Source organism: Spirulina sp. CCNP1310, from assembly GCF_034932185.1.
Classification (GTDB): Bacteria; Cyanobacteriota; Cyanobacteriia; order Cyanobacteriales; family Spirulinaceae; genus Spirulina.
Genome location: NZ_JAYGHW010000013.1, coordinates 1 through 23,933, shown reverse-complemented (window position 1 = coordinate 23,933; position 23,933 = coordinate 1). Strand labels below are relative to the sequence as shown.

General features: G+C 53.7%; 14 protein-coding genes. 7 read left to right on the top strand and 7 right to left on the bottom strand.

Annotation, left to right across the window (positions count from 1 at the left end; genetic code table 11):
- Nucleotides 1-21: 21 nt before the first annotated feature.
- The 4 genes from VB712_RS05415 (at nucleotide 22) to VB712_RS05400 (ending at nucleotide 7,627) form a co-directional block, all read left to right on the top strand.
- Nucleotides 22-3,153 (top strand): GAF domain-containing protein, encoded by a 3,132-nt coding sequence (locus VB712_RS05415; protein ID WP_416236258.1) that lies wholly within the window; start codon nucleotides 22-24, stop codon nucleotides 3,151-3,153.
- A 151-nt stretch (nucleotides 3,154-3,304) separates the two neighbouring features.
- Nucleotides 3,305-5,629 (top strand): DNA helicase PcrA, encoded by a 2,325-nt coding sequence (gene pcrA, locus VB712_RS05410; RefSeq protein ID WP_323252912.1) that lies wholly within the window; start codon nucleotides 3,305-3,307, stop codon nucleotides 5,627-5,629.
- Nucleotides 5,630-5,795: 166 nt separating this feature from the next.
- On the top strand, nucleotides 5,796-6,911 hold the full coding sequence (gene wecB / locus VB712_RS05405; RefSeq protein WP_323252910.1) for a non-hydrolyzing UDP-N-acetylglucosamine 2-epimerase: 1,116 nt from the start codon (nucleotides 5,796-5,798) through the stop codon (nucleotides 6,909-6,911).
- On the top strand, nucleotides 6,911-7,627 hold the full coding sequence (locus VB712_RS05400; RefSeq protein ID WP_323252908.1) for an ABC transporter ATP-binding protein: 717 nt from the start codon (nucleotides 6,911-6,913) through the stop codon (nucleotides 7,625-7,627). Before wecB ends, VB712_RS05400 begins: the two co-directional genes overlap by 1 nt.
- Nucleotides 7,628-7,673: 46 nt before the next feature.
- Here VB712_RS05400 and VB712_RS05395 read toward each other — a convergent pair whose 3' ends face one another.
- The 6 genes from VB712_RS05395 to VB712_RS05370 all read right to left on the bottom strand — a co-directional run bounded on the left by VB712_RS05395 (nucleotide 7,674) and on the right by VB712_RS05370 (nucleotide 14,746).
- Entirely contained in the window at nucleotides 7,674-8,678 is a 1,005-nt protein-coding gene (locus VB712_RS05395; protein ID WP_323252906.1) for a pentapeptide repeat-containing protein, read from the bottom strand.
- Nucleotides 8,679-8,874: 196 nt separating this feature from the next.
- On the bottom strand, nucleotides 8,875-11,679 hold the full coding sequence (locus VB712_RS05390) for a PEP/pyruvate-binding domain-containing protein (RefSeq protein WP_323252904.1): 2,805 nt from the start codon (nucleotides 11,677-11,679) through the stop codon (nucleotides 8,875-8,877).
- Nucleotides 11,676-12,590, bottom strand: a complete 915-nt coding sequence (locus tag VB712_RS05385) for a UbiA family prenyltransferase (RefSeq protein ID WP_323252902.1) — start codon at nucleotides 12,588-12,590, stop codon at nucleotides 11,676-11,678. The genes VB712_RS05390 and VB712_RS05385 overlap by 4 nt, the downstream gene beginning before the upstream one ends.
- A gap of 21 nt (nucleotides 12,591-12,611) precedes the next feature.
- Nucleotides 12,612-13,082, bottom strand: coding sequence for a hypothetical protein (locus VB712_RS05380; protein ID WP_323252900.1), 471 nt, complete (start codon nucleotides 13,080-13,082; stop codon nucleotides 12,612-12,614).
- A 138-nt stretch (nucleotides 13,083-13,220) separates the two neighbouring features.
- Entirely contained in the window at nucleotides 13,221-13,697 is a 477-nt protein-coding gene (locus VB712_RS05375; protein ID WP_323252898.1) for a cupin domain-containing protein, read from the bottom strand.
- A 194-nt stretch (nucleotides 13,698-13,891) separates the two neighbouring features.
- Nucleotides 13,892-14,746, bottom strand: a complete 855-nt coding sequence (locus tag VB712_RS05370) for an urease accessory protein UreD (RefSeq protein ID WP_323252896.1) — start codon at nucleotides 14,744-14,746, stop codon at nucleotides 13,892-13,894.
- Nucleotides 14,747-14,764: 18 nt separating this feature from the next.
- Between VB712_RS05370 and VB712_RS05365 the strand changes: the two genes are divergently transcribed.
- Nucleotides 14,765-15,148 (top strand): hypothetical protein, encoded by a 384-nt coding sequence (locus VB712_RS05365; RefSeq protein ID WP_323252894.1) that lies wholly within the window; start codon nucleotides 14,765-14,767, stop codon nucleotides 15,146-15,148.
- A gap of 89 nt (nucleotides 15,149-15,237) precedes the next feature.
- A complete protein-coding gene (locus VB712_RS05360) occupies nucleotides 15,238-15,861 on the top strand; it encodes a LysE family translocator (protein ID WP_323252892.1) in 624 nt (207 codons plus the stop codon).
- Between the two features lie 150 nt (nucleotides 15,862-16,011).
- Here VB712_RS05360 and VB712_RS05355 read toward each other — a convergent pair whose 3' ends face one another.
- Nucleotides 16,012-20,151: a GAF domain-containing protein gene (locus tag VB712_RS05355; protein ID WP_323252889.1), complete on the bottom strand. Its 4,140-nt coding sequence runs from the start codon at nucleotides 20,149-20,151 to the stop codon at nucleotides 16,012-16,014.
- A gap of 160 nt (nucleotides 20,152-20,311) precedes the next feature.
- On the opposite strand from VB712_RS05355, the gene VB712_RS05350 reads away from it, so the two are divergent.
- Nucleotides 20,312-23,818: a GAF domain-containing protein gene (locus VB712_RS05350; RefSeq protein ID WP_323252887.1), complete on the top strand. Its 3,507-nt coding sequence runs from the start codon at nucleotides 20,312-20,314 to the stop codon at nucleotides 23,816-23,818.
- Nucleotides 23,819-23,933 lie beyond the last annotated feature (115 nt).

Here is a 23,933-nt window from a genome sequence, read left to right as displayed (position 1 = left end):
TTATGAAGGAATTTGATTAAAATGCAACATTTTTGGAATCTCTTTGTTAGATCTCCTGCCTATATCCCCCATGGGCATTGCTATCTTTGGCAAACGCATTTAGTTAGCTTGCACGTGATTAGTGATGCCTTAATTGCGATCGCCTATTTCTCGATTCCGGCGATGTTGCTGTACTTTATTAAAAAACGCGGCGATATCCCCTTTTCCTTTGTATTTCAAATGTTTGGGGCCTTTATTATCCTCTGTGGAGTGGGGCATCTGCTTGATATTTGGACATTGTGGCATCCTAACTATTGGGTGGCAGGCATCGAGCGGGCGCTGACCGCCCTCGTTTCCTGCTACACCGCATTACAACTGGTGGAATTGTTGCCGCAATTCCTCGCTTTACGCACCCCGGAGCAATTGGAAGCGATTAATCAAGAGTTAGAAGCCCAGATTCACGAACGGCAACGGATGGAGGATATTCTCAAGGCGATCGTTACCGGCACTGCCGCCACCACCGGAGAAAATTTCTTTGCTGCCTTGGTGCAAAATCTCGCCCAAACCTTGGATGTTCCCTATGTGATTGTTTCAGAGGTAATCGACCATACCCCTGGGGCAAAAGTAGATCTGTTGCGGAGTTTAGCCTTTTGGTCTCAGGATGGCCTGGAGAAAAATTTTGATCGAGATTTGGCGGGAACCCCCTGCGATCGCGTCCTCACGGGGATGGAAATGTGCTATTACCCCGATCAACTGCGGGCGCTGTTCCCCGAAAATCCCATCCTCGAAGCGATCCAAGCGGAAAGTTATCTGGGTGTGCCTTTGGTGAACGAAGACCAGGAAATTATCGGCAATCTCTGCATTCTCGACACCAAACCCTTTGCCAGTGACTACTACGCCAAGGCGATTATGAATATCTTTGCAGCCCGCGCCGCCGCCGAATTGCAACGGAAATGGGCCGAAGATGAAAAACGCCAAGCCTACGAAGAATTAGAGTTTCGCGTTGAGGAGCGCACCGCCGCCCTCAGCCATGCCAATGTGGCCCTTGAAACAGAAATCCGCCAACGGGCCACCGCTCAAGCGGCCATCACCCTCATGGCGGAGCGGGAACAGGCCATCAATCGTGTGATTCTGCGAATGCGCCAAAGCCTCGATCTGACGGCAATTTTTCAGGCCACCACCGCAGAATTATTACAGGCTGTAGGGTGCGATCGCGTCCTCATCTATCGCTTTAACCCCGATTGGACAGGGAAAATCGTTGCGGAATCGGTGCTTTCTCCTTGGAAATTCCTCCTCCCGGAAGACCCGAATCATCCCATCGGTGCGGACACCGTGAACAATCCTGACTGCACCCTGACCCAACTGCGGCAACTGGACAACCTCAGCCAAGATACCTACTTCCTGGAAAATCAAGGGGGCAAATATCGCCATCGGGGGAGCTACTGCGCGATTCCCGATATTTACGCCGCCGAATTTCCCCCCTGTTATCTGGAGCTTTTGGAGCAACTCCAGGCCCGGGCCTATGTGATTGCGCCCATTTTCGCCGGGAGTCAACTTTGGGGTTTGGTCTGTGCCTATCACAACCGAGGGCCACGCCAATGGCAAGAGGCGGATGTGCAAATCATCACCCAAATTAGTAATCAATTTGGCGTAGCGGTGCAGCAGGCGGAACTGTTCGCCCAAACCCAAGACCAAGCGGCGGCGTTACAGGAAGCCAAGGAAAAGGCTGATGCGGCCAATCGGGCAAAAAGTGAGTTTCTGGCTAATATGAGCCACGAACTCCGCACCCCCTTAAATGCAATTCTAGGGTTTACGCAATTAATGCAGCGCGATCGCACCCTTGAAACCCACAATCAAGGCTACATCCAAATCATTAACCAAAGCGGCGAGCATCTTCTGGGGTTAATTAACGACGTGTTGGAAATGTCGAAAATTGAAGCGGGGCGCATTACCCTCAATACCACAGAATTTCATCTCGCTCAACTGCTCAATAATATTGAAACGATGTTTGCCCTCAAAGCCCAATCGAAGGGGTTAACTTGGCGGGTGGAGCGATCGCCCCACTTACCAGATTTGATCATTGCTGACCAAAATAAAATCCGGCAAGTGTTGATCAACCTTTTAGGGAATGCGATGAAATTCACCCAAACTGGTGCAGTCACGCTTACCGCCACTGTTCGAGCCGACAGCACCCCCTTAATCCTCCAATTTGCCGTCGCAGACACCGGCCCCGGCATTGCCCCGGAAGAATTAAGCCAACTTTTCCAAGCCTTCCAACAAACCGCCGTCGGCAAAGCAGCCTTAGAAGGCACTGGCTTAGGGTTACGGATTTCCCAAAAGTTTGCCCAATTAATGGGGGGAGATATCACCGTCAAAAGTGTTGTCAATCAGGGCAGTTGTTTCACGTTTACTGTTGCCGTTACCGTAGCGGATCAGCCCGCCGCCATCCCAGCGGGGCCAATGGCCATGGAACATTTCCACAATGTCACCCATCTTGCCCCAGGACAACCAAAATATCGCATTTTAATCGTTGAAGATCGCCCCGTGAATCGGCTCCTGCTCGTGACGCTACTGACAGAATTGGGCTTTATGGTTCAGGAAGCAGAAAATGGTCAGATCGCCCTAAATCTTTGGCGCAGTTGGCAACCCCATCTCATCTTTATGGATATGCAAATGCCCATTATGGATGGCTACACCGCCACCCGCGAGATTAAAACGGCAAACCAGCAGGAGTCTGATCTTCCCTGTCCGATTATTGTGGCCATTACCGCCAGTGCTTTTACAGAAAATCGCCAACAGTGCTTAGATGCAGGCTGTGATACTTTTATCAGTAAACCGTTTCAGCGGGAAGAGGTGCTGATGGTATTAGCCGAGTATTTGGGGGTTGAATATCAGCAGATCGCTGATGATCCAGAACCGGCAGCGGATTCCTACTCAGATGCAGCCTTAACGGCGGCAGATTTTGCCCCGATGTCTACGGATTGGCAACAACAACTTCATGAATTTGCGTCCCAATGCAACGATACGATGTGCAAAGAACTCCTGGCGGAAATCCCCCCGGATCACACCCCTTTGCGTCAAAAGCTCCAGGCTTTGATCCATGAGTACCATTTTGAGCAAATTTTGACCATTGTAGAGGTATCCCTCAGCCAAGCCCAAGGGATGACGGGTTAAGGATCGGCTCTGGGAACTGGAAAAAATGCCCGTCCTACCGTCGAGATCCCCAACAGGATCCGATGGCAATCGGGGTGAGGGGGTCGAGAATCGATACAATGGCATCAGGGCTAACCTTGGCCCTTCTGTTTATGCGATCGCATCCTTGCCCATGAGTACCGACTTCCTTGCCCATCTCAACCCCGCTCAACGCCGCGCCGTTGAACATCATTGTGGCCCCCTGTTGGTGGTGGCGGGAGCCGGTTCAGGGAAAACCCGCGCCCTCACCTATCGCATCTTTAACCTGATTACGGAACATGGGGTTCATCCCGAAAATATCCTCGCGGTGACATTCACCAACAAAGCCGCCCGGGAAATGAAAGAGCGTATCGATCGCCTCTTTGCCCAACGCCTCGCCCTCGAAAAGTACGGCCAACCCTTCGATAGCTTGGAACCTCATCAGCAAACCCAACTGAGTTCTCAAGTTTATAAAACGGTGATTAAACCGCTATGGATTGGTACGTTTCATAGTTTAGCGGCCCGGATTCTTCGCTTTGATGTCAATAAATATCAGGATGAACGGGGGCGGACTTGGCAACGGAATTTTACAATTTTTGATGATAGCGATGTGAATGGGGTGGTGAAAAATATCACCACGAAGCAACTTAATTTAGATAGTAAAAAGTTTGATCCGCGTAAAATTCGCTATGCAATTAGTAACGCCAAAAATTTAGGACTCTCCCCCGCCGAATATAGTCAAGAGAACCCTAGTTATCAAGGGCAGGTGATTGCCGATGTTTATGAACGGTATCAGGATGAGTTGGCGGGGAATAATGGCTTAGATTTTGATGATTTACTCTTGATTCCGGTGCGGTTATTTGAGCAAAATGCCCAGGTTTTAGATTATTGGCATCGGCAGTTTCATCATATTTTGGTGGATGAATATCAGGATACGAACCGGATTCAGTACGATTTTATTCGCCTCCTCACCACCAATGGCGAAATGGATCGGGTCGTTTGGGATTGGGGCGATCGCTCTGTTTTCGTGGTCGGGGATGCAGATCAATCGATCTATTCCTTCCGGATGGCAGATTTTCGCATTCTTTTGGGTTTCCAAGCGGATTTTGGCGATGGTTTACCTGATGAGGAAACGGCAACGATGGTGAAGTTAGAGGAAAACTACCGTTCACGGGAGACAATCCTCCATGCCGCCAATGATCTCATCGACCACAACACCCAACGCATTGATAAGGTGCTGCGGGCTACCCGTGGGGAAGGGGAGCCGATCTATATTGCCAAAACCGATAATGAGCAAACTGAAGCCCGGTTTGTGTTGGATCAAATGCGGGGGTTAATGGAGGAAAACCCGGAATTGAATTGGGGCAGTTTTGCGATTTTATACCGCACGAATATCCAGTCTCGCCCCCTGGAGGATGTGCTGCGGGGGAAAGTTCCCTATCAATTGGTGGGGGGGTTGAAGTTTTACGATCGCAAGGAAATTAAAGATGCCTTGGCCTATTTGCGGGCGATCGCCAACCCCGCTGATACCGTTAGCCTGCTCCGGATTATTAACACCCCCCGCCGAGGTATTGGTAAATCTACCCTCGATAATCTTCAAAATGCTGCCCAAGAATTGGGCATTCCCCTCTGGGAATTGTTAAGTGATCAAACCTCCATGCAAACCCTATCCGGGCGGGCTGCAAAGCGGGTGGGAGAATTCGTCAGTTTAATTCAAACCTATCAGGATAAGTTAGCGGCAGATATTCCAGCTTTGGCAATTGTTACGGGCATTATTGAAGATTCGGGCTACCGTGCCGATCTCGCAGAACAGGGCAATGATGAAGCGGATAATCGCCTCGAAAACTTAAGCGAATTGATCAACGCTGTGGCGCAATTTCAAGAAGAAAATGAAACGGAGCGGTTGGATGATTTCCTCGCCAATGCGTCCCTGGCTTCGGATTTGGATAACTTAGAACCGGGGGAGGAAGCGGTCACGCTGATGACGCTCCATGCGGCGAAGGGTTTAGAGTTTCCGGTGGTGTTTATGGTGGGCATGGAGCAGGGTTTATTTCCCAGTGCGCGGGCGCTCAATGACCCCGCCGCCATTGAGGAGGAACGCCGCCTCTGTTATGTGGGGATTACCCGCGCTCAGGAGCAGTTATTTATGACCCATGCCCAAATGCGCCGCCTGTGGGGGAATTCTGAACCCTGTATCCCTTCCCAATTTTTACAAGAATTACCCGAAGATCTAGTCACCCAACCCGACCGCTCCCACCGTCGCCGCAAACCCCCCACCCCTGATGATTCCCCCCCCAAAATTGACAATAATCCCAACAATTGGACAGTGGGCGATCGCATTCATCACGATCATTTTGGTGAGGGGGAAGTCACCCATGTTTTCGGCACGAAAAAAAAGGTGCATTTAGGGGTACAGTTCCCCGGCATTGGGAAGAAGGTGATTGATCCGCAACACGCTCCGATGGCTCGATTAGATTAGTTAGGGGAACGGGGAATAGGGAATAGGAATGTAGGGGCGAAAAATTTTTCGCCCCCACGCCGATCTTTTCGGCCCCACGTTGATCTTTCCACCCCTACGGCGATCAATTCCCATCCTCTCCTCTGTTAAAGTGACTTTGGAACATTTTTGCCCCCTCCCTGCTGCCATGGCCCCCTGTATTGATATCATCCTCGGCACTCGACCGGAAGCCATTAAACTTGCTCCGGTGATTCAACAGTTTCGCGCCTGCTCCCACCTGACGACGCGGGTGATCCTCACAGGGCAACATCGGGAAATGGTGGATCAGGTGATGGGGTTATTTGCGATCGCCCCGGATCAGGATCTCGCCATCATGCAGCCCCGCCAAAGCCTCACGGATATCACCTGCCGCACCCTAGAGGGGTTATCCCAATGGTTTGATCAAGATCCTCCCGATTGTGTGTTAGTCCAAGGGGATACGACTACCGCCTTTGCCGCTGCCCTCGCTGCCTTCTATCGCCAAATTCCTATCGGCCATGTGGAGGCAGGTTTACGAACTGATGAACTGTTTAACCCCTATCCTGAAGAAGCCAACCGCCGCCTCATTTCCCAAATTGCTCAACTCCACTTTGCCCCCACTACCGTTGCGGTGGAGAATTTGCGGAAATCCGGCGTAACCGGGGCCGTTCACCACACCGGCAACACGGTGATTGATGCCCTCTTGCGGGTGGCGGCCACTGAACCGGCCTGCAATATTCCCGGCCTGGATTGGCAACAATACCGCGTCATCCTCACCACCGTTCACCGCCGGGAAAATTGGGGCGCACCCCTGCGGGATATTTTGGCCGGGATCACAATGCTCCTCGACCAATTCCCCGATACTGCCTTCCTGTTGCCCATGCACCGGAACCCCACGGTGCGCGAACCCATTCAGGCGGCCCTGGGGAACCATCCCCGCGTTTTCCTCACTGAACCCCTGGATTATGGGGAGTTGGTGGGGGCAATTCAGCGATGTCATTTGGTATTGACGGATTCCGGCGGGTTACAGGAGGAGGCTCCGAGCTTGGGTAAGCCGGTGCTGGTGTTGCGGGAAACGACGGAGCGCCCCGAAGCGTTACAGGCGGGGACAGCGCGGCTAATTGGTACGGATGGGGGGGCGATCGCCCAAGCCACCACGGAACTCCTCACCAACAGCGCCACCTATGCCACCATGGCCAACGCCATCAACCCCTTTGGGGATGGCACAGCGGCGGCGCAAATTTTGGCGATCGTCGATCACTATCTTCAGGAAAAGGGCCAATAATGGCGGCTTTAACCCTTGACCATTTACAGTTCCACTATGGCCCAGGGCAACCCCTACTCAAGGATCTCACCCTCCACATTCAACCAGGGGAAAAGGTGGGTTTAATCGGCCCCAATGGGGCGGGAAAAACTTCACTATTTCTGCTCATTGCTGGCGTATTAGCGCCCCAAGGGGGGGAAATTTGCATCTATGGCCAACGGGTGCGGCGGGGGCAATTTTTGCCCGATGTGGGCTTAGTGTTTCAAAACCCCGATGACCAACTGTTTTGCCCGACGGTGTGGGATGAGTTGGCCTTTGGGGCGGAAAATTTGGGGTTATCGCCGCTGGAGGTGCGGGAACGGGTGGAGACGGCCTTAGCCACAACGGGGATCGCATCCTTGGCTCAACGCGCCCCCCATCAGTTATCGGGGGGGGAAAAATGTATGGTGGCGATCGCCGCCGTCCTCGTTCTCCAACCCCGGTTAATGCTCTACGATGAACCCACCGCCCATTTAGATCTCGCGGGCCGTCGCAGCCTGATTGAATTTTTTCACCGTGCGCCGGAAACCTTGTTGATTTCCTCCCATGATTTAGAGATGATTGCGGAAGTGTGCGATCGCACCCTCCTCTTGAACCACCATCGCATCCTCGCCGACGGCCCCACGGCCCAAATTCTCGGCGATCAATCCCTCCTCACCGCCAACCGTCTCGAAGTCCCCCCCTCTTTACAAGGGTGAGGGTGAACCGGGGGCTACCATCGCTCCCCGGCCAACCCCAACGGCGTTATCCGTGGATTGAACCATCGGGCATCATCGCTCCGGTGAGTAGCGCATCTTGGAGATCTGCACCTTTCAGTTTTGCATCCCGCAAACTGGCTCCGCGCAGATCCGCACCCCGCAAACAAGTCCCATCCAAATTTGCACCCCAGAGATAGGCCCCCTGCAAATTGGCCCCCGATAAATCAGCACCGCGCAAATTGACCAGATTTAAATTTGTCCTTTGTAGATTCGCTTGGGTCAAAATCGCCTCTTGGAGATTCGCCTTCATAAAATCCGCTTCACAGAGTTGACCGCCCCGCAGATCACTATTGTGGAGATCCGCCTGCTTCAGGGTTGTATCCTCTAGAGAAATCCGCCGCATTTGGCTTTCACTTAAATTGGCCCCCGTGAGGTTGACATCCACCAACTGGCCACCGCTTAACTTGACACTGCCCAATTCCAAACCACTGAAATTGACCCCCGTCAGTTTTAAGCCATTCATCCAGGCCCCTTCGAGTTTCACGCCATTTAATTGCGCCCCTTGCAAGTTGGCCCCACTGAGCCGCGCCCCACTTAGGTTTGTCCAGTTTAAATTTGCACCGCTCAGGTTAGCCGATCGCAAATTAATCCCATTCAAATTTGCCCCGCAGAGATTCACCCCCGACAGATTAGCCCGAAAGAGTGTCACCCATTTCAACACCGCGCCGCTGAGTTTGGCCCCTTGCAGATCAGCCTTGGCCAAATGCGCCCCTTTGAGATCGGCTTTGGTTAAATCTGCTTCACAGAGTTGGCAACTGGCGAGTTTTGCAAAACTGAGATTGGTGCTGTAGAGGAATGCACCATTGAGATTGCTACTTTGCAAAAAACACCGCTCTAAAAAAGCCCGGGCGAGGGTCGCTTCTTGCAACATTGAGCCGGAAAGATTGGCGTGGGTGAGTTGGGCCCCAATTAAATTGGCAAAGGGTAAGTTAGAACCGCGAAAATCGCGATCGCCTTGGGCATAGCGTTTGAGTAAAGCGGCTGCATCCATGACGCAAACCTCCAGATAAATAATGGCAATGGTTAAAGAGGAGCCAAACTACAGTATTTTTACTTAAATGAGCAATGGCGAGTTTGAACTTTTCCCTCTGTGTTGATCCTAGGCGGAATGGGTACAGAAAACTGGATTTTTTTCCTGAGCTTGACTTAAATTAATATCCTTATTTTGGAATCTTTATTCACAAAACTTAAGGATGATCCGATAAGCGTTGAATCCAGCCGGTACTGCCATCAAATTCAATGCGATCGCCATCCTGCAACCATTGAGTTAACCCCGGAATCGAGACAATGGCAGGAATCCCTAACTCCCGCGTCACAATCGCCGCATGGGACAGCAAACTGCCCCGCTCCACCAATAACCCCGCCGCCGCTGGAAACAGCAAAATCCACCCCGGATCGGTACGTTCCGCCACTAGGATCGTCCCCGGTGCTAAGGGCGGTTCCCGATGGGGATCCCGCACCACCCGCACCACCCCCCGGACAATGCCAGGGGAACAGCCCCGACCTTGGCGGGCCTCATCATCAGTCGTGATTGGTGAGGATTTGATGGGATCACGCCGCTCTGCTCTCCCCTCACTTCTATTCCCCACCATGCCATAGGTAGCAAAGCGATCCGGTGGGGGAGGACTGTCGCGATCGTCCTCAAACTCACTGCGCCGCAACGCTACCAACCCTTTAAGGCGATGGGTGACGGCTGTTCCCTGGACAAAGCCGAGAATTTCTTCAACGGTGAGATAAAAAATATCTTCGGGATGGTTGATCACATCAAGGATAAAGAACCGTTTCCCCAGTTCGAGAAAAATTCGCCGCGCCCGGCCAAACACCCGCGTCCGCTCAAAGCGGAGATTTTCGCGATCGCACAATCGCGCCCGTGCTTGATGGAGCACAAACGTTAAAATCCAAGCCTTGAGGGGGTTGCGGCGTAGGTAACGGCGGAGGGGCAATAGCTCCCGCTGGTGACTGTCAGCCTTTGGAGGGGTGAGGGGTGAATGGGCTTTTTCGCCGATTTTTCCTCGCGCCCCTGGAGGGGTTTGGGGTTGATGGGCCATGGCCCCAATCGCCCGTAGGAGGGGAAGGGGATCATCTGCAAGCGTGGGGCTTTCTAGTTTTAGTTCATCCAGACAGCGATCGCTAAATTGCACTAAATAGTTTTGATAAGCAGTGTAAAGATCGGTAAACTCCGGCAGAGCAGCTAAAATTCTCTCCCGCTCCCCCCGACAGAGGAGATCGACTAAATCCTGATTATTTGCCGCCAATGCCCCCATCCACTGCAATTGTCGCGCCGGTTCGGTGCTGATCATCCCCGGACTCGCCCCCTGGGTAAGGAGACTATTTTGCAGCGTTCCCTCCTGATCCCCACACCAGGCTTGCGTTAACCGCCCCAACAGGCCATAGAAAATCATCGCCAAAAAATCATTAATAATCGGGGCATCCCAGCGGGGCAGGAGTTGGCTGGCCAGGTCTTGATAATGGGCCACCAATTCATCAGCGGGGAGTTGCTCTAGCACTGGGGGCGGTGGCGGTGTGATCCCCAAGAGGCGATCGAGGTGGCTAGGTTGGGCATTGCCCAAGGCCCAATCCACCCGCCGATAAAACCGGCGGATTCGCCAAGGTAAAAACAGCCCATTCACGCCTAAACCCATCACCGTGCGCAGGAGTTCTAAACCATCCTGTACCTTTGTAAGGCCATTGGGGGCATCCTCGGCGGTGAGTTGCTCTAGCAGCGCCGCCGGGAGCGTTTCCTTCACCCCCATCATCTGCTCCATAAACTGACGATTCAGTTGGAAGCCGGGCAAAAGCGTTAGGACGCGATACCAGTTGAGCAGGTTGTAATAGATTCGCCCCTGGATCAGGCCAATCATGGCTGCAAACGTCGTTTCATGGCGCAGGATCCGGCCTTGGCTCACCCCCATCAGGCGGCAAAATTGGCGGTACACTTCCCGGTAGGCTTGGCGGGCAAAGGAGAACGTTAGGGGCGTGGTTACGCCGCTATAACTTTCGGCAATGTTGCTGTTATCCCAGAGTTGATAGCGGCCGGTGGGGGATTGGGGGGTGGGGAGGGCGGTGATCGGGCGGGATTGCAACAGGTAGATTTGGCCGGTTTCGGTAATGGCCCATTCAATATCTTGGGGAATGCCGAAATGTTGCCCGGCTCGCCTTACCAGTTGGGCGATCGCCTTGGCCTGCTGATCATTAATGGCCGGAGTCAACATCAAAGCATCGGGAACCGGGGTGGGAAAAATGCCGGATTTGCCCATGGGGTTGGGACGGTCGGCAACGGCCTTGCGGGCAATTTGCCGCTGTAAAATTTCCCCGTGACGGTTAAGGTAAAACGTATCTGCCTCACTTTCCCCAGAGACCAATCGCGTCCCCAAACCATAGAGGGCATTAATCACGATCAAATTCCGTCGCCCCGTCACCGGATCCGCCCCAAAGGCTACCCCCGCTGCTACCGGCTGCACCATCTGCTGAATCAGCACCGCTGGCGGTTGGGGGAGGCCGGGCTGGCCGTGGCGTTGGCGATAGAGCAAGAGGCTTTCTTGATAGGCCGATCGCCACACTGCCGCAATTTTCGCCCCTAAATCCGGAGGGGCAACACTTAAAACGGTGGTTAATTGGCCCGCGAGCGATCGCTCTACGCCATCCTCATCCAACGCCGAAGACCGCACCGCAAACTGTCCCCCATAGGGAAAGAGATCCGCCAAAGCTGCGAGTAATTCCCCCTGAACTGCCTCACTGGGGGTGAGGTCTTCTAAAAGGATATGGGCAGCGTTAAGGGGAGGGCGGGGGGTTTGCATCAACAGTTGGAGGGCGGCGGCCTCACTTTGGGTGAGGCTATCCCAAAAAGCGGCCGGCGTGATCACAAAACCGGGGGGAACCAGCCAACCGCGATGGAAAAGATCGGCGATCGCCCGTGCTTTCCGGCCGATGGGGGTGATCATCCCGGGATGGGATTCACGATACTTATCCCGCAGGTAAACAATATATTTCATCGCACCAACACCAGGGGCAACCCGCCCAAACAACCATAACTGACCACAACCCAGAGGGCCGACATTCCATAGATCAACTGCGCCCCCCGTCGCGAAGGATAGTTGAGAAAGAGATAGGCCAAACCACAGACCACCGCCCCCAAGCCAAAGAGCACCGTGGTGATCCCCAGGGTTAAACCGAGGGGTTGGGCGGCGATCGCCGTACAGACTCCGCCTGCCGTGAGGCAGAGCAACCACACCACCAGAGCATTGCGCCGCCCCCAATCCCGGCTATAGGTAGCCACCCCCCGCCGCTCCAATTTCGGGGGAAGAATTTTGCGGCCAATTTCAATCACGAACCCATGGCAACTGCTTAAAGGGAGGAGCCAGATAGCCGCGAGGGGGATGGGTTGATTGAGGGTGAGGGCGGCGATCGCCAAACCATAGCCCCCCAGAATCGGCAAAATCAGATTATGACTCAGCAAGTATAAAACCGTCTGCTGTTTCAACCATTGGGGGCAAAAAAACTCCGCCCCCATCAACCCCTGATAGCCCCAAAGCAACGCCAGCGCCACCAACAGATAGGGGCTAATCAACAATGCCAAAATCACCTGTAGCCCCCGGCTCACCCCATCGAGAACTTTCAACTCCTGCAATTGCACCAAGCCACGGGGAACGGGCCGCTCCGGGCGATAGCGGCAATCTTCGTCATAATCTTTAAACTCATCAGCAATCCGCAACTGGAGAAACGTGCAGAAAAAGCTCAGAAACGCAACCAGGGACGCTCTGCCCTGCCCACCCATATCCGCCAACACCACCGGATAGCCCACCATCGCCAGACTAAACACCCCAATCAGTAAACCATTGGCCACCAATGGAAACCGCTCTTTTTGGTAGATCCACCACCGTTTCACCTGTAATGCTGCGCTCATGGATTCGATGTCTTCAACCTGTTATCCATCGCACTGAGTCAGGGTTTGGGCCGCCGCGATCTCCGCCGCCGTCCAACCCTGTTTCAGTAGGCGGCGTTGGATTTGATCCTCACTGTAACCTTTCGCAGCAGCTTGGCTGATGTAGCGATGGAGGGCTTGAGTTGTGGGGGACTGGCCAGCAGTATCCTGAGGCTGTTGTTGTAACCGTCTTTCCAAGGCGGGCCAATGCCAACCGATCGCTTTTTTCCCCACCCCATAAATCCCCACCAACAGCAAGAGGGTTAAAATCCCCACCAACCAACAGAGGGGCAACCAAATCACCAAGCTCACGCCCAACGTACAAACCACCGACATCACAAACAGCAGAGCCGCACTGGTGGGATCCCCCACCGCGATCACACCCATCAGGGCTGTCACCACCATCCCCACCGGCAAGGCAACCACCATTCCCAGGGAGAGCACCATTTTCCAAAGGTTTTGTTGATTGTCCATTGTGGCAAGGTTTGAGGAAAAAGAGGGGTGGGCGCAGGCAAAGCCCGCACTTTCCAAATCTTAAGCTGAACCGATGCGATTTTCATCAAAAACTCCTTGTGGAAACCTCCACCTCGCACCGCAGCCTACCCTTGGGGATTAGACATCAAAGCGGCGTAGCACATCTAGATCCTCCGCATCCAAGTCCACCGGCAAACCGCTGCGGATCAATTCGGCAAAATCTTCATTGGGAACCATGAAACAGAGGGCATAGAGGCGACCCGGGCCAGTGTTGTGGACTTCATGGATGCCAGTGGGAGGAACCAGGAGGCTATCCCCCGCACGAATTGGTACAGATTTACCATCACAAATGGCAATACCTTCCCCTTTGAGGACGAAAAACATTTCGAGGGCGATACTGTGGCGATTGGGGGGAGTTTTGCCGCCGGGATCGAAGATTTCGACGCAAAAGGTGAGGGAGGTGGAGGCAATTTCGGGATCGAAGACGATCGCCAGCCGATTGGTATCCTGAGGACTGATGCGATAGGCTTGATAATCTTGGGGCCCCTTGACCACAGGAATGATGCATCGCTCTGCATCGGCGTAGCTATCTGTCCGTTCCACAACTGTTGCCATATTGCCTCGGGAAGCCTCAAGAGAGTTGTTTGCTAGGGTAGCCTTGGTTTTGGCAAAAGGGGGAGAGGCGATCGCATCTTTTAATCTTTAACTTGTTTTCAAGGATGCATCTCGCGATGAAAACCCCCTTGGCTACCGCTAGACCAATAATTGCACCTTCTTACTGATCGCTGATGCAATATGGGGGGATTTGTTTACGCCCAAATGCGCATTTTGAGAGGGGGGCGATCGCCAGAATGGGAACGCAATTGGTTCCATAATGCCATCAACCAGGCCTGCGCTCCGGCACGGGTGGGGCCTCGGTAGCGGCCGAGGATGCCCTCCCCTGGGGTGAGGGTTAAGCCGCTTGCTCCTGCTGAAGGGATCGCCCGTAAGGTTGGCAGTCGATCCGATGAGCCAAGCCGACCGATGGCGATGAAACTGGCGAGGATGGGCTGTCCCCCTAAACTATGGGGATGGTCTACGGTTTCCCGGCAACCCCTGAGGCCGGCGCGATCGCCCCATAATAATTTTCCCCCTTGGTATACCGTTAAATGCGATCGCCATTGCCCCGTTAAAAACTGCTCCCCCCGTGCTGTTCGCCCAAAGCGCGTCACCTCCCACCCAATAAAACAGGCTTCCGGCTCCAATTCCACCCGCATCTGCTGACGATACTGCGCCCCCTGAAAGGCGATCGCCCCTTGGGGCAGCCATTCCAAACAGGCCCCCGCCCCAAGGCGGATCGTGATCTCCTGAAGGGATTCGGGGCCATTGCTGCGGTAGATTTTGGTGGCGGCGGCGGTGGTGAGCAGGGCATGGCTGTGGGGGTCAAGGGTGATAGTGGTGGAAAGGCGATCGCCCCCCACAATCCCCCCCGCCGTATGGAGCAAAACCGTATGGCAGCATCCTGGCCCTTCCGGATAAAAGGGCCGCTGTACCTTCAGGGGGGCGCGGTGGTAAGCACGGGTTAAAATCGTCTTTTCCCCCTGTCGCCCATAGTGAAGCGTCAATTCCCCCCGCCATCCCTCCGCCTCCCGTTCTGCGCTGTCCTTTGTTAAAATCTCTGCCATTATCCTCAGTCCTTGCCCATGTTGCGCGATCTTTTACCATTTCCCATTTCCATTGATACTACATTCCTGGCCGGTGCATCCCTATGGGCATTAGCCCTCTATCTCAGCCTCGCCTCCCTGCGCGATTGGATTGAAACCCAACTCTTCCGTTGGTTAAACTTTGCCGATCGCTCCCTCTATATTTCCCCCAAAGAATTTGAAAAATCCCGGCCAGCCCGGGAATCCCTCAATAGTTTCTATGCGGTGATTGTGGCGATCGTTCCCTTTTTAATTGCGGGGGTTTGTTGTTATTGGGGGGTGGAATGGAGCCTAGGGCGCAGTTGGGGGATCAGCACCGGCATTTTAGGAGCGATCGGCTGTGGCATCTTTGAATTAGGTCGTCGCTCCCAATCCAAAGACTAAAAACCCCTATGGATAATTGTTCGGAGTGCGAACTTTCAGTCCGCTCCCTCAACCAAGGGTTATCCTAAATTATTTTTTTTCTATCTAAAATGCAGCATGAACTGCTCTTTTATCGAGGTCTTCTGTTCGGGTTTTCCATTGCCGCCCCCATTGGGCCGATTGGAATTCTTTGTATTCGACGCACTTTAAACGAAGGAAAAATCTCTGGATTGATCTCCGGTTTAGGGGCTGCTACCGCTGATGGGGTTTATGGTTGTATTGCGGGGTTTGGGTTGACGTTGATTGCGGATTTTTTAGTGAATCAGAAAATCATCTTCGGCTTGATAGGTAGCTTATTTATTTGTTATTTAGGCATTAAAACATTTACAGAAAAACCCACTGCACAAAAAACGGTTAACCCTGAAGCAAATTTGATCAATGCCTATCTTTCCACATTTTTATTAACCCTCACCAACCCGATCACAATTCTTGCCTTTACCGCCATTTTTGCGGGCTTAGGTTTAGCCCAAACCGGCGGCAATTATGGAACAGCCGCCCTGTTAGTGTTGGGGGTTTTCCTAGGTTCAATGTTGTGGTGGGGATTATTGGTGACGGTTGTCGGTTTATGGGGTGAGCGTTTTCAGGGTAAATATTCACAATGGGTTAATCGCATTGCAGGGACGATCATGGTTGCCCTCGGTCTGGTTGCGCTCTTCAATAGTTTACCGTTTTGATCAAAACTACCACTTTTATTGCGGTGGCCAAGGGGGTTAAGGCAATCATTGAAACCAAGCCGGAGCGGACTAAAGTCCGCACTACGAACCTTTACCATGTAGGGGCGAAAAATCTTTCGCCCTCCCTTCCCATTCCCCGTTCCCCATTCCCTAATTCACCTTAAACTGCTTCACCACCTCCTGCAAACGTTGAGCCGTGTCTAACGTATCTTGGAAAGTGTTGGAAAGTTGCGCCGATTCTGCGGAGGTACTGTTGGAAATTTCCGCTACTTCGCGCATGGTTTGCGTCACAGATTTGGATTGCTCCAACTGTGCTGTCGTTGCTGTGCTGATGCTGGCCACCAGTTCCGAGATTTGCGCCGTGGCAGCGGCGATCGCATTCAAATTCCCCTTTGTTTCCTCCACCAAACTCGTCCCCGCGCTCACCTGCGTAATCGCTGCCTCGGTTACTTTGATCACCTCGCTGGTTTGTTGGCGAATTTCTGCCACCAGATTAGAAATCTCCAATGTGGCACTGGCGGACTGACGGGCGAGCGATCGCACCTCATCGGCAACCACCGCAAACCCCTTACCATATTCCCCGGCACGAGTGGCTTCAATGGCCGCATTGAGGGAAAGCAGTTGGGTTTGGGTCGCAAAATCACTAATCAGATTCACCACCCGGTCAATCTTTTGGGAAGATTCGCTCAATTCCCGGATCTTCTGACTCGCCGCCGACACGGTATCGCGAATCGCTAAAATCCCCTCCACCGTCCGATTCATCGCCGCATCCCCAGATGTCACCGTCTGGTTCGCATTCTGTACCGCCTGCTCAATGGCGACGGCATTGGCCCCCACCGCTTGGGTAGAACTGACCATGGCCTGCACTTCCATGAGGGCTTGGTTCAACTCTAGGGCCTGCTGTTGGGCTTGATCCGCCAACTTGCGAATTTGCAGATCACTCCCCTTGGAGGTTTCTGCCACCCGCGCCGTCACATCCTGCACCTGAATCACAATGCCCCGCAAGCTTTGCAGCGTGTTGTTGTAGACATCGGCGATCGTTCCCAATTCATCCTCCGAGAGGGGGGCGCGTACCGTTAGATCCCCCTCTAGGGCGGGGCGTACTGCGGTGAGTAGATCCAAGGCCCGCCGTTGCAACTCTTGGCGTTCCGCCTTTTCGCGAATTGCCGCTGATTCCAACTCCTGAGCCTGTTGCCGCAGTTTTTCCAAATCCGCCGCCCGTTGTAGGGCAATCCCCAACTGTGAACCCAACTGCACCATCAATTGCACATCCTCGTTTTGCCATTGGCGGGGGCCAGAGCATTGATAATTGGCCATTAAACCCCAGAGGCGATCGCCTAAAAAGATCGGTACGGTAATATAGGCCCGCGCTTGGAAGGCTTCCAGTAATTCGATATAGCAGGGGGGAAACCCGGCGGCGTAGATATCATGGCACACCCGGGCCGGGTTGCCCTTGCGATAGGTTCCCCCTTCAGTGCTTTGCAGATAAGTATCTTTGCTGGCCATCTGGCGCACCTGCATTTGTTTAATCGTGCAGCCTTCCGTGTCGATGTTGACCTTGGTTTGCTCCAAAAGGTTGGGATCTTCCACTTGGTAATTCAATAGACTGAGCCAGTTACTCCCCACGGATTCCGCCACAAACTCCCCGCTCCAATCGGGGTTAAAGCGATAAATGCCAACGCGATCGCTCTCGAAAAGTTGCCGCGCCTCCCGCGTCGTACTTTGGAAAATACTCGTGACGTTTTGGGATTGACGGATTTTATCGCTGATGGAGGCGATCGCCCGCTCCCGTTCAACGGCCTTCTCCAACTTCGCCGCCTGCTGTTTCACCGCATCCAAATCCGAAGCCCGTTGCAGTGCAATCCCCAACTGAGAACCCAACTGCACCACAAGGCTAATTTCCTCCTTCGTCCAAGTCCGGGGCTGGGCGCATTGATAGCTGGCCATCAAGCCCCACAGTTTCCGACCGAGGAAAATTGGCACGGTGACATAGGCCCGGGCCTGGAACCGCTCCAACAACTCCACATAACAACGGGGAAACCCCGCCTGATAGACATCATGGCAAACCCGCACCGGATCCCCTTGGGCATAGCTTCCCCCCTGGGTGCGTTCTAGATAAGTATCCTTGCTCACCAAATCCTGCGTCGTCATTTGCTTGATCGTGCAACCATCGCTATCGATGTTGATCTTCGTGGCCTCCAGCAAACTATCATCGGCAATCTGCTCCCGTAACAACGATTTCCATTGCCCCACCACTGCCTCGGCAACGAATTCGCCGCTCCAATCCGGGTTAAAGCGATAAACCCCCACCCGATCCGCTTGGAGTAACTCCCGTACCTCACTGGTGGCAATTTTAAAAATCGCAGCGGTGTCTTGGGTTTGCTTAATGCGATCGCTCACCAATGCTAAGGTTCGCTCCCGCTTGACCGCCGCCGTCAACTTCTCCGCCTGGGCCTTCACAGCTTCGAGATCGGCGGCCCGTTGCAGTGCAATCCCCAACTGATTACTTAAACTCACCATCAGCGTAATTTCTGCATCGGTCCAGAGTCGCGGCCCAGAGCATTGGTAACAGGGCATCAACCCCCAGAGCTTATCTTTGAGGAAAATCGGCACGTTGATATAGGCTTTGGCCTGAAACGTTTCTAGCAGTTGGAGATAACAATCCGGGAAACCGGAATTATAAATGTCATTACTGACCCGGAACTGCACCCCCTTGCGATAGGCCCCCCCTTGGGTATCTTTCAAATAAGTATCTAAACTGGCCAGTTCCCGCACCTTCATATCTTTAATCGTGCAACCGGCAGTATTGATATTGCGATCCGTCCCCGCTAACACCCGCTCATCAGTGACTTGGGCATTGAGGAGGGATTTCCATTGGGGATCGACAGATTCGGCAATGAATTCACCACTCCAATCGGCATTAAAGCGATAAATGCCAACGCGATCGCTCTTCAACAACTGCCGCGCCTCCTCAACCGCCGTGCGGAAAATACTCGCCGCATCCTGGGATTGTTGGATCTTTTCGGCAACACGGGCGATCGCCTTTTCCCGCCCAATGGCCTGCTTTAACTCCGTCGTCGTCGCCGTCTGTTGACGGTGGGTTAAAGCACGTTCCAGGGATGCCCCCAACTGCTCCGCCACCTGAGTCGCTAGACGCACCTCCCAATCCTGCCATTGCCGCGCCCCCACACATTGATAGCTGGCCAACAGGCCCCACAGTTGCCCGCCTTGGTACACGCCAACCGTCACATAGGCCTTTGCCTGCATCCGTTCCAGCAATTCCAAATAACAACCGGGGAAATCCTGGCGATAGACATCCGCCACTACCCGCAGTTTTTCCCCCCGGTTATACAGTCCCCCTTGGGTACGCTCCAGGTAAGTATCCACCACCTCCCCCACGGATCCCCCCCGACCGCCGGCCATGCGATTGAGATTGCAATTGGCACTGTTATCCCGCAACAATTCCGGATCTGGGGGATTTTGCAGGAGGGAAACCCAACCCGCCCCCACGGATTCGGCGATAAACTGCCCCGACCAATCAGGATTAAATTGATAGAGTGCCACCCGATCCGCCTTGAGGAGTTGACGGAGTTCTTGGGTGGCGGTTTGGGCGATGGTGTGGAGATCGGCGGCGCGACGGAGGCGATCGCCCACCCGCTCTAAGGCCTCATCCCGTTGCCGTTGCTGTTGCAATTCCTGATGGCCCTCCTCGCTGGCCAACTGCACCGCCATCAGCAGGCCCACCTGCTCAATAAACGTCATTTCCCAGGGCGACCATTGCCGGGCCTCCTTGCATTGCTGCACCACCAGCAGCCCCCAAACCTGATGGCCCAACCGCACCACGACGGCCAAACTGGAGCGCACCTGATATTTTTCCAGCAGTTGCAATTGATAGGGGGTGACATCGTTGCTCGCCACATATTCAATCGTCACCACTTCCCGCTGATCGTATTCCGTTTGGGTATCCACCCCGAAAAACGTCGCGGGCAGGGTTTCCCCTTGGGTGGGAGTCCAACCCCGTTCAATGCTTTCCGCCATCACCTCCCCTTGATTGCTGTTGAGGAAGCGATAGGCGATCGCCCGTGATGCTTGGGTTTGGACGCGAATTTGCTCAACGGCAATGGCCAGCAGGGTATCGCTATCCATGGCGGCGCGAATGGCCGCCCGCACTTGGGTCAACTGTTGGCGCATTTGCCGGAGTTCTGGATCCGATGGGGGGGGCGTTTGGAGAGAAAGATTTTTCGCCCCTACGGGGGTGGAGGGATAGGGAGAGGAGGAGGAGACAGTCATGGCCGTGGCAACCGAGGTAAGGTTAATCTTGGGGGCAGGGAACTTGATTTATTGTAGGACGGTGGTTTCGCCTTCGTGATCCTCCATCACAGAAATTGAGCAAACTGTTACAGTTCAGCACCATCGCCTGCGGGTCATTCAACCTCAGGATGCCCACGAATTGACTAAAATCAGGGGAGATCAAAGTTTTGGTCGTCTTGATCCCTTTGGCTTTATTCCCGAAGTTATGGCTTTCTTCTCCGCTGCATCTCACATCTATACCGTCGGGGAACATCTCCGACCCAATGCCCAAACCTATGTCGTGCGCCCGGAGGATCATGCGCTCTATACAGCCTTGAAATCTGGGGAATTTTGCCATGTGTTAGCCCCTCATCAAACCGGCAAGACGAGCCTGCGGGTGCGGGTAATGGAGCAATTGCAAAAGGAAGGCTATACCTGTGTAGCCATTGATTTAGCCCAAATCGGCAGCCAAGATATTTCCCCGCAACAGTGGTATGGGGGGTTAATGCAGCGGTTGGTGATGGGTTTACCCCAATGGCAGATCCATTTACCAGCTTGGTTAGCGGAGCGCCAATTTTTATCCCCGGTTCAGCAGTTCAGCGAACTCCTGGAGCAAATGCGGCGCGATCGCCTCGGCCCACGGATGGTCATTTTCATTGATGAATTAGAGCGGCTGTTGCGCTTGCCCTTTGGTGTGGATGATTTTTTCGGGGTGTTGCGGGCCAGTTTAGATCCGGAGTTGCTCACCTTTGCCCTCTTTGGTACTGTCACGCTGCAAGCACTGTTGCGCAATCGGGATCATCCCCCTGTGGCGGTGAGTCGTTCGATCCTGTTGACGGGTTTTACGCTCTCCGAAACGCCGCCGTTAATTCAGGGGTTGATCACCCAAGTGCCGGATCCAACCATGATGATGGGGTTAATCCTGGAATGGACGGGGGGACAGCCTTTTTTAACCCAAAAGGTCTGTCGATTGGTGGTGATGGAGCCGGATTGCCCCTTGCCCAGTTATGAGGCGTTGTGGTTGGGCAATTTGATCCGGCAGCGGATTTTACACCATTGGGACGTTCGGGAACAACCGGCCCATTTAACGCTGATCGGCGATCGCCTCCGGGCCCCAAGCCGATTGGCAATGCTCAAACTCTATCAAATGGTAATTCAGGGGGGCGTGATCGGTGCGCTCAAGCCGACGGGTGCGCTGCAATTTACTACCCTTGATCATAACCCCGCCCAAACTGAGCTATATCTCACCGGCTTGATCCCCCATCCCGAACGGTTGCAGGTGTATAACCGCATTTATCAGGAGGTGTTTAATGGTGTGTGGGTGCAGCGGGCGATCGCCACTGTCCAGCCGGATTTTGGGGAATTGGTCACGGCCCAAGAGCAAAAACTTTTAGCCCTGTTGGGCAATGTCGATCGCCGCGATTATGATGATTTACTCTCCTCCATTCTCGGCACATTAACGCTCAAATTGGGGGAATTATTGGCCGCCGATCGCGTTAATTTATTTTTCATCGACCCCACCAATCAAGAACTCTGGTCCATTCTCGCCTGCCCCACCGCGAGCCACCACACCAAAGTTCAAATCTTTGCCCAGCGGACAACCGAAGAACGGGTCACGATTTATAAAAAGGCGGTGAATGTCTCGAAGATGACGGTTCATGATTGGCCGGCCATTGTCGCCGATGCCCAGGGCCAGGATACGACGTTTCGCAATGAACTAACGTTGCCCCTCTGTAATGGGGAGGATGAGGTGGTGGCCTTTGTGCAACTGGTGAATAAGTTAAAAATCCCCGATAACCCGGCCTTGCCCTTGGTGGAGCGCATTGACTTGGCCGGCTTTACGGAGGGCGATCGCCGTACCTTGGCGGCCTATGCCCCCGCCCTCCAACGGGTCTTAAGCCGCTGCCAAGATTATTACCACCTCACCCAACGGTTACAAACCTCCGAAGCATTGACGGAGGCCACCAGGGCGATCGCCCATAGTGATCTCGATGCCAAGGCGATTATCAACCGGGTGATGACCGCCGCCAAACAACTGATGAACGCCGATCGCAGCACCCTCTGGCTCCTCGATGACCTCCATGATCAACTCTGGACGGTGATCCCCTTTGAAGATGGCACGATGGGGGAAATTCGTATCGCCGTCGGTCAGGGGTTTGCCGGTCAAGTGGCGGCCACAGGGGAACCCCTGAATATTCCCTACGATATCTATAATCATCCCGATTCCCTCACCGCCCAACAAACGGATCAACAGACCGGCTACCGCACCTGTAGCCTGTTGTGTATGCCGGTCTGGAGTCCCAACGGGGATTTATTGGGGGTGACGCAGTTAGTGAACAAGCGGCGCTCCCATCAAACCGATACCTATCACCCCTCGGATTGGCCCACCGCTCCCCCCTGTTTCCATGCCAGCTTTGATGCCAATAGTCAGCAATACATGAAGATTTTCAATACTCAGGTGGGGATGGCTTTGCACAATGCGCGGGAGTTAGCGACGTTTAAGCAGCAGGTGGCGGCCCAGTCGGGCAATATGGTGACGCAAACCCTGGGGGTGTTAAATCAGGTCATGGATGGCCAGGGGTTTGATGAAATTTTAGATACAACGCTGCGCTCCATTACGCTGCGCACCGGGCGATCGCTCCATGCCGATCGCACCACCATTTTTCTCCTTGATGAAGAGCGCCAAGAATTTTGGTCGATGATTGCCCAAGGGGAAGCGGGGGAACTCTTAGAGCTACGGATTCCCGCCCATCAGGGTTTTGTGGGGGAAGCGGCCCGCAGGGGTGAGGTGATCAACCTGCCCTACGATGTCTATGATGATCCCCGCTCGACGGTGGCCCAAAGCCAAGACCATCAGAACAACTATCGCACCTATACCCTGATTGCCTTTCCCCTCCGGGATGATCAAGACCAACTGATTGCCGTGGTTCAATGCCTGAATAAGCTCAAACCCTCCGCCCATCCCAGCGCCCCCCTCGCGGAACGCATCGATCCCCAAGGGTTCACCGCCACCGATGAACAGCGCTTTGGGGAAAATGCCCCCTTGATCCGGATGATTCTCGATAGCTTCCGGGCCTACCACCGCACCGCCCAAAGCCAACGGGTAGCGGCGGCCCTGATGGCAGTGATGCACCAAATGAATCAGCATTCTTGTTCTTTAGATGTGGTGTTGGAACAGGTGATGGAGGCGGCGAAAAATCTGATGCAGGCTGATCGCAGTACCCTCTGGTTGGTGGATCGCGATCGCGGCGAACTCTGGACACAGATGGCAGATTTCAACGGCCAACGTCGCCCCCTACGGTTAAAACTGGGTCAAGGCTATGCGGGCCAGGTGGCAGCAACCGCCGTTCCCATTAATGTCCCCTACGATCTCTATGATCATGGCCAATCCGCCACCGCCAAAATGATCGATGCCAAAACCGGCTATCGCACCTTTAGCCTCCTCTGTTTACCGGTGTGGAGTCCCCAGGGCAAACTATTGGGAGTAACACAATTGGTGAATAAAATTCGACCCCAAGCTCATCACTTGGAGATCACCGATGATATCCCCCCCTATCTCAAAACGGGGTTTGATGCTAGTGATCAACGGTATATGCAGGTGTTTAATCGTCAAGTAGGAATCATTTTGGACAATCACCAACAGCATAAGGGACAGTTACGAAAATAGTGCGGGAGTCTTAGAGCAACGTCAATTTATTGCGGGGATGAAAGACGACACGAGCGACTTTAGTCGCCCTCCTTGGGCCAGTCGTGTTATGGTGATTATATTGAATTTCAAACGT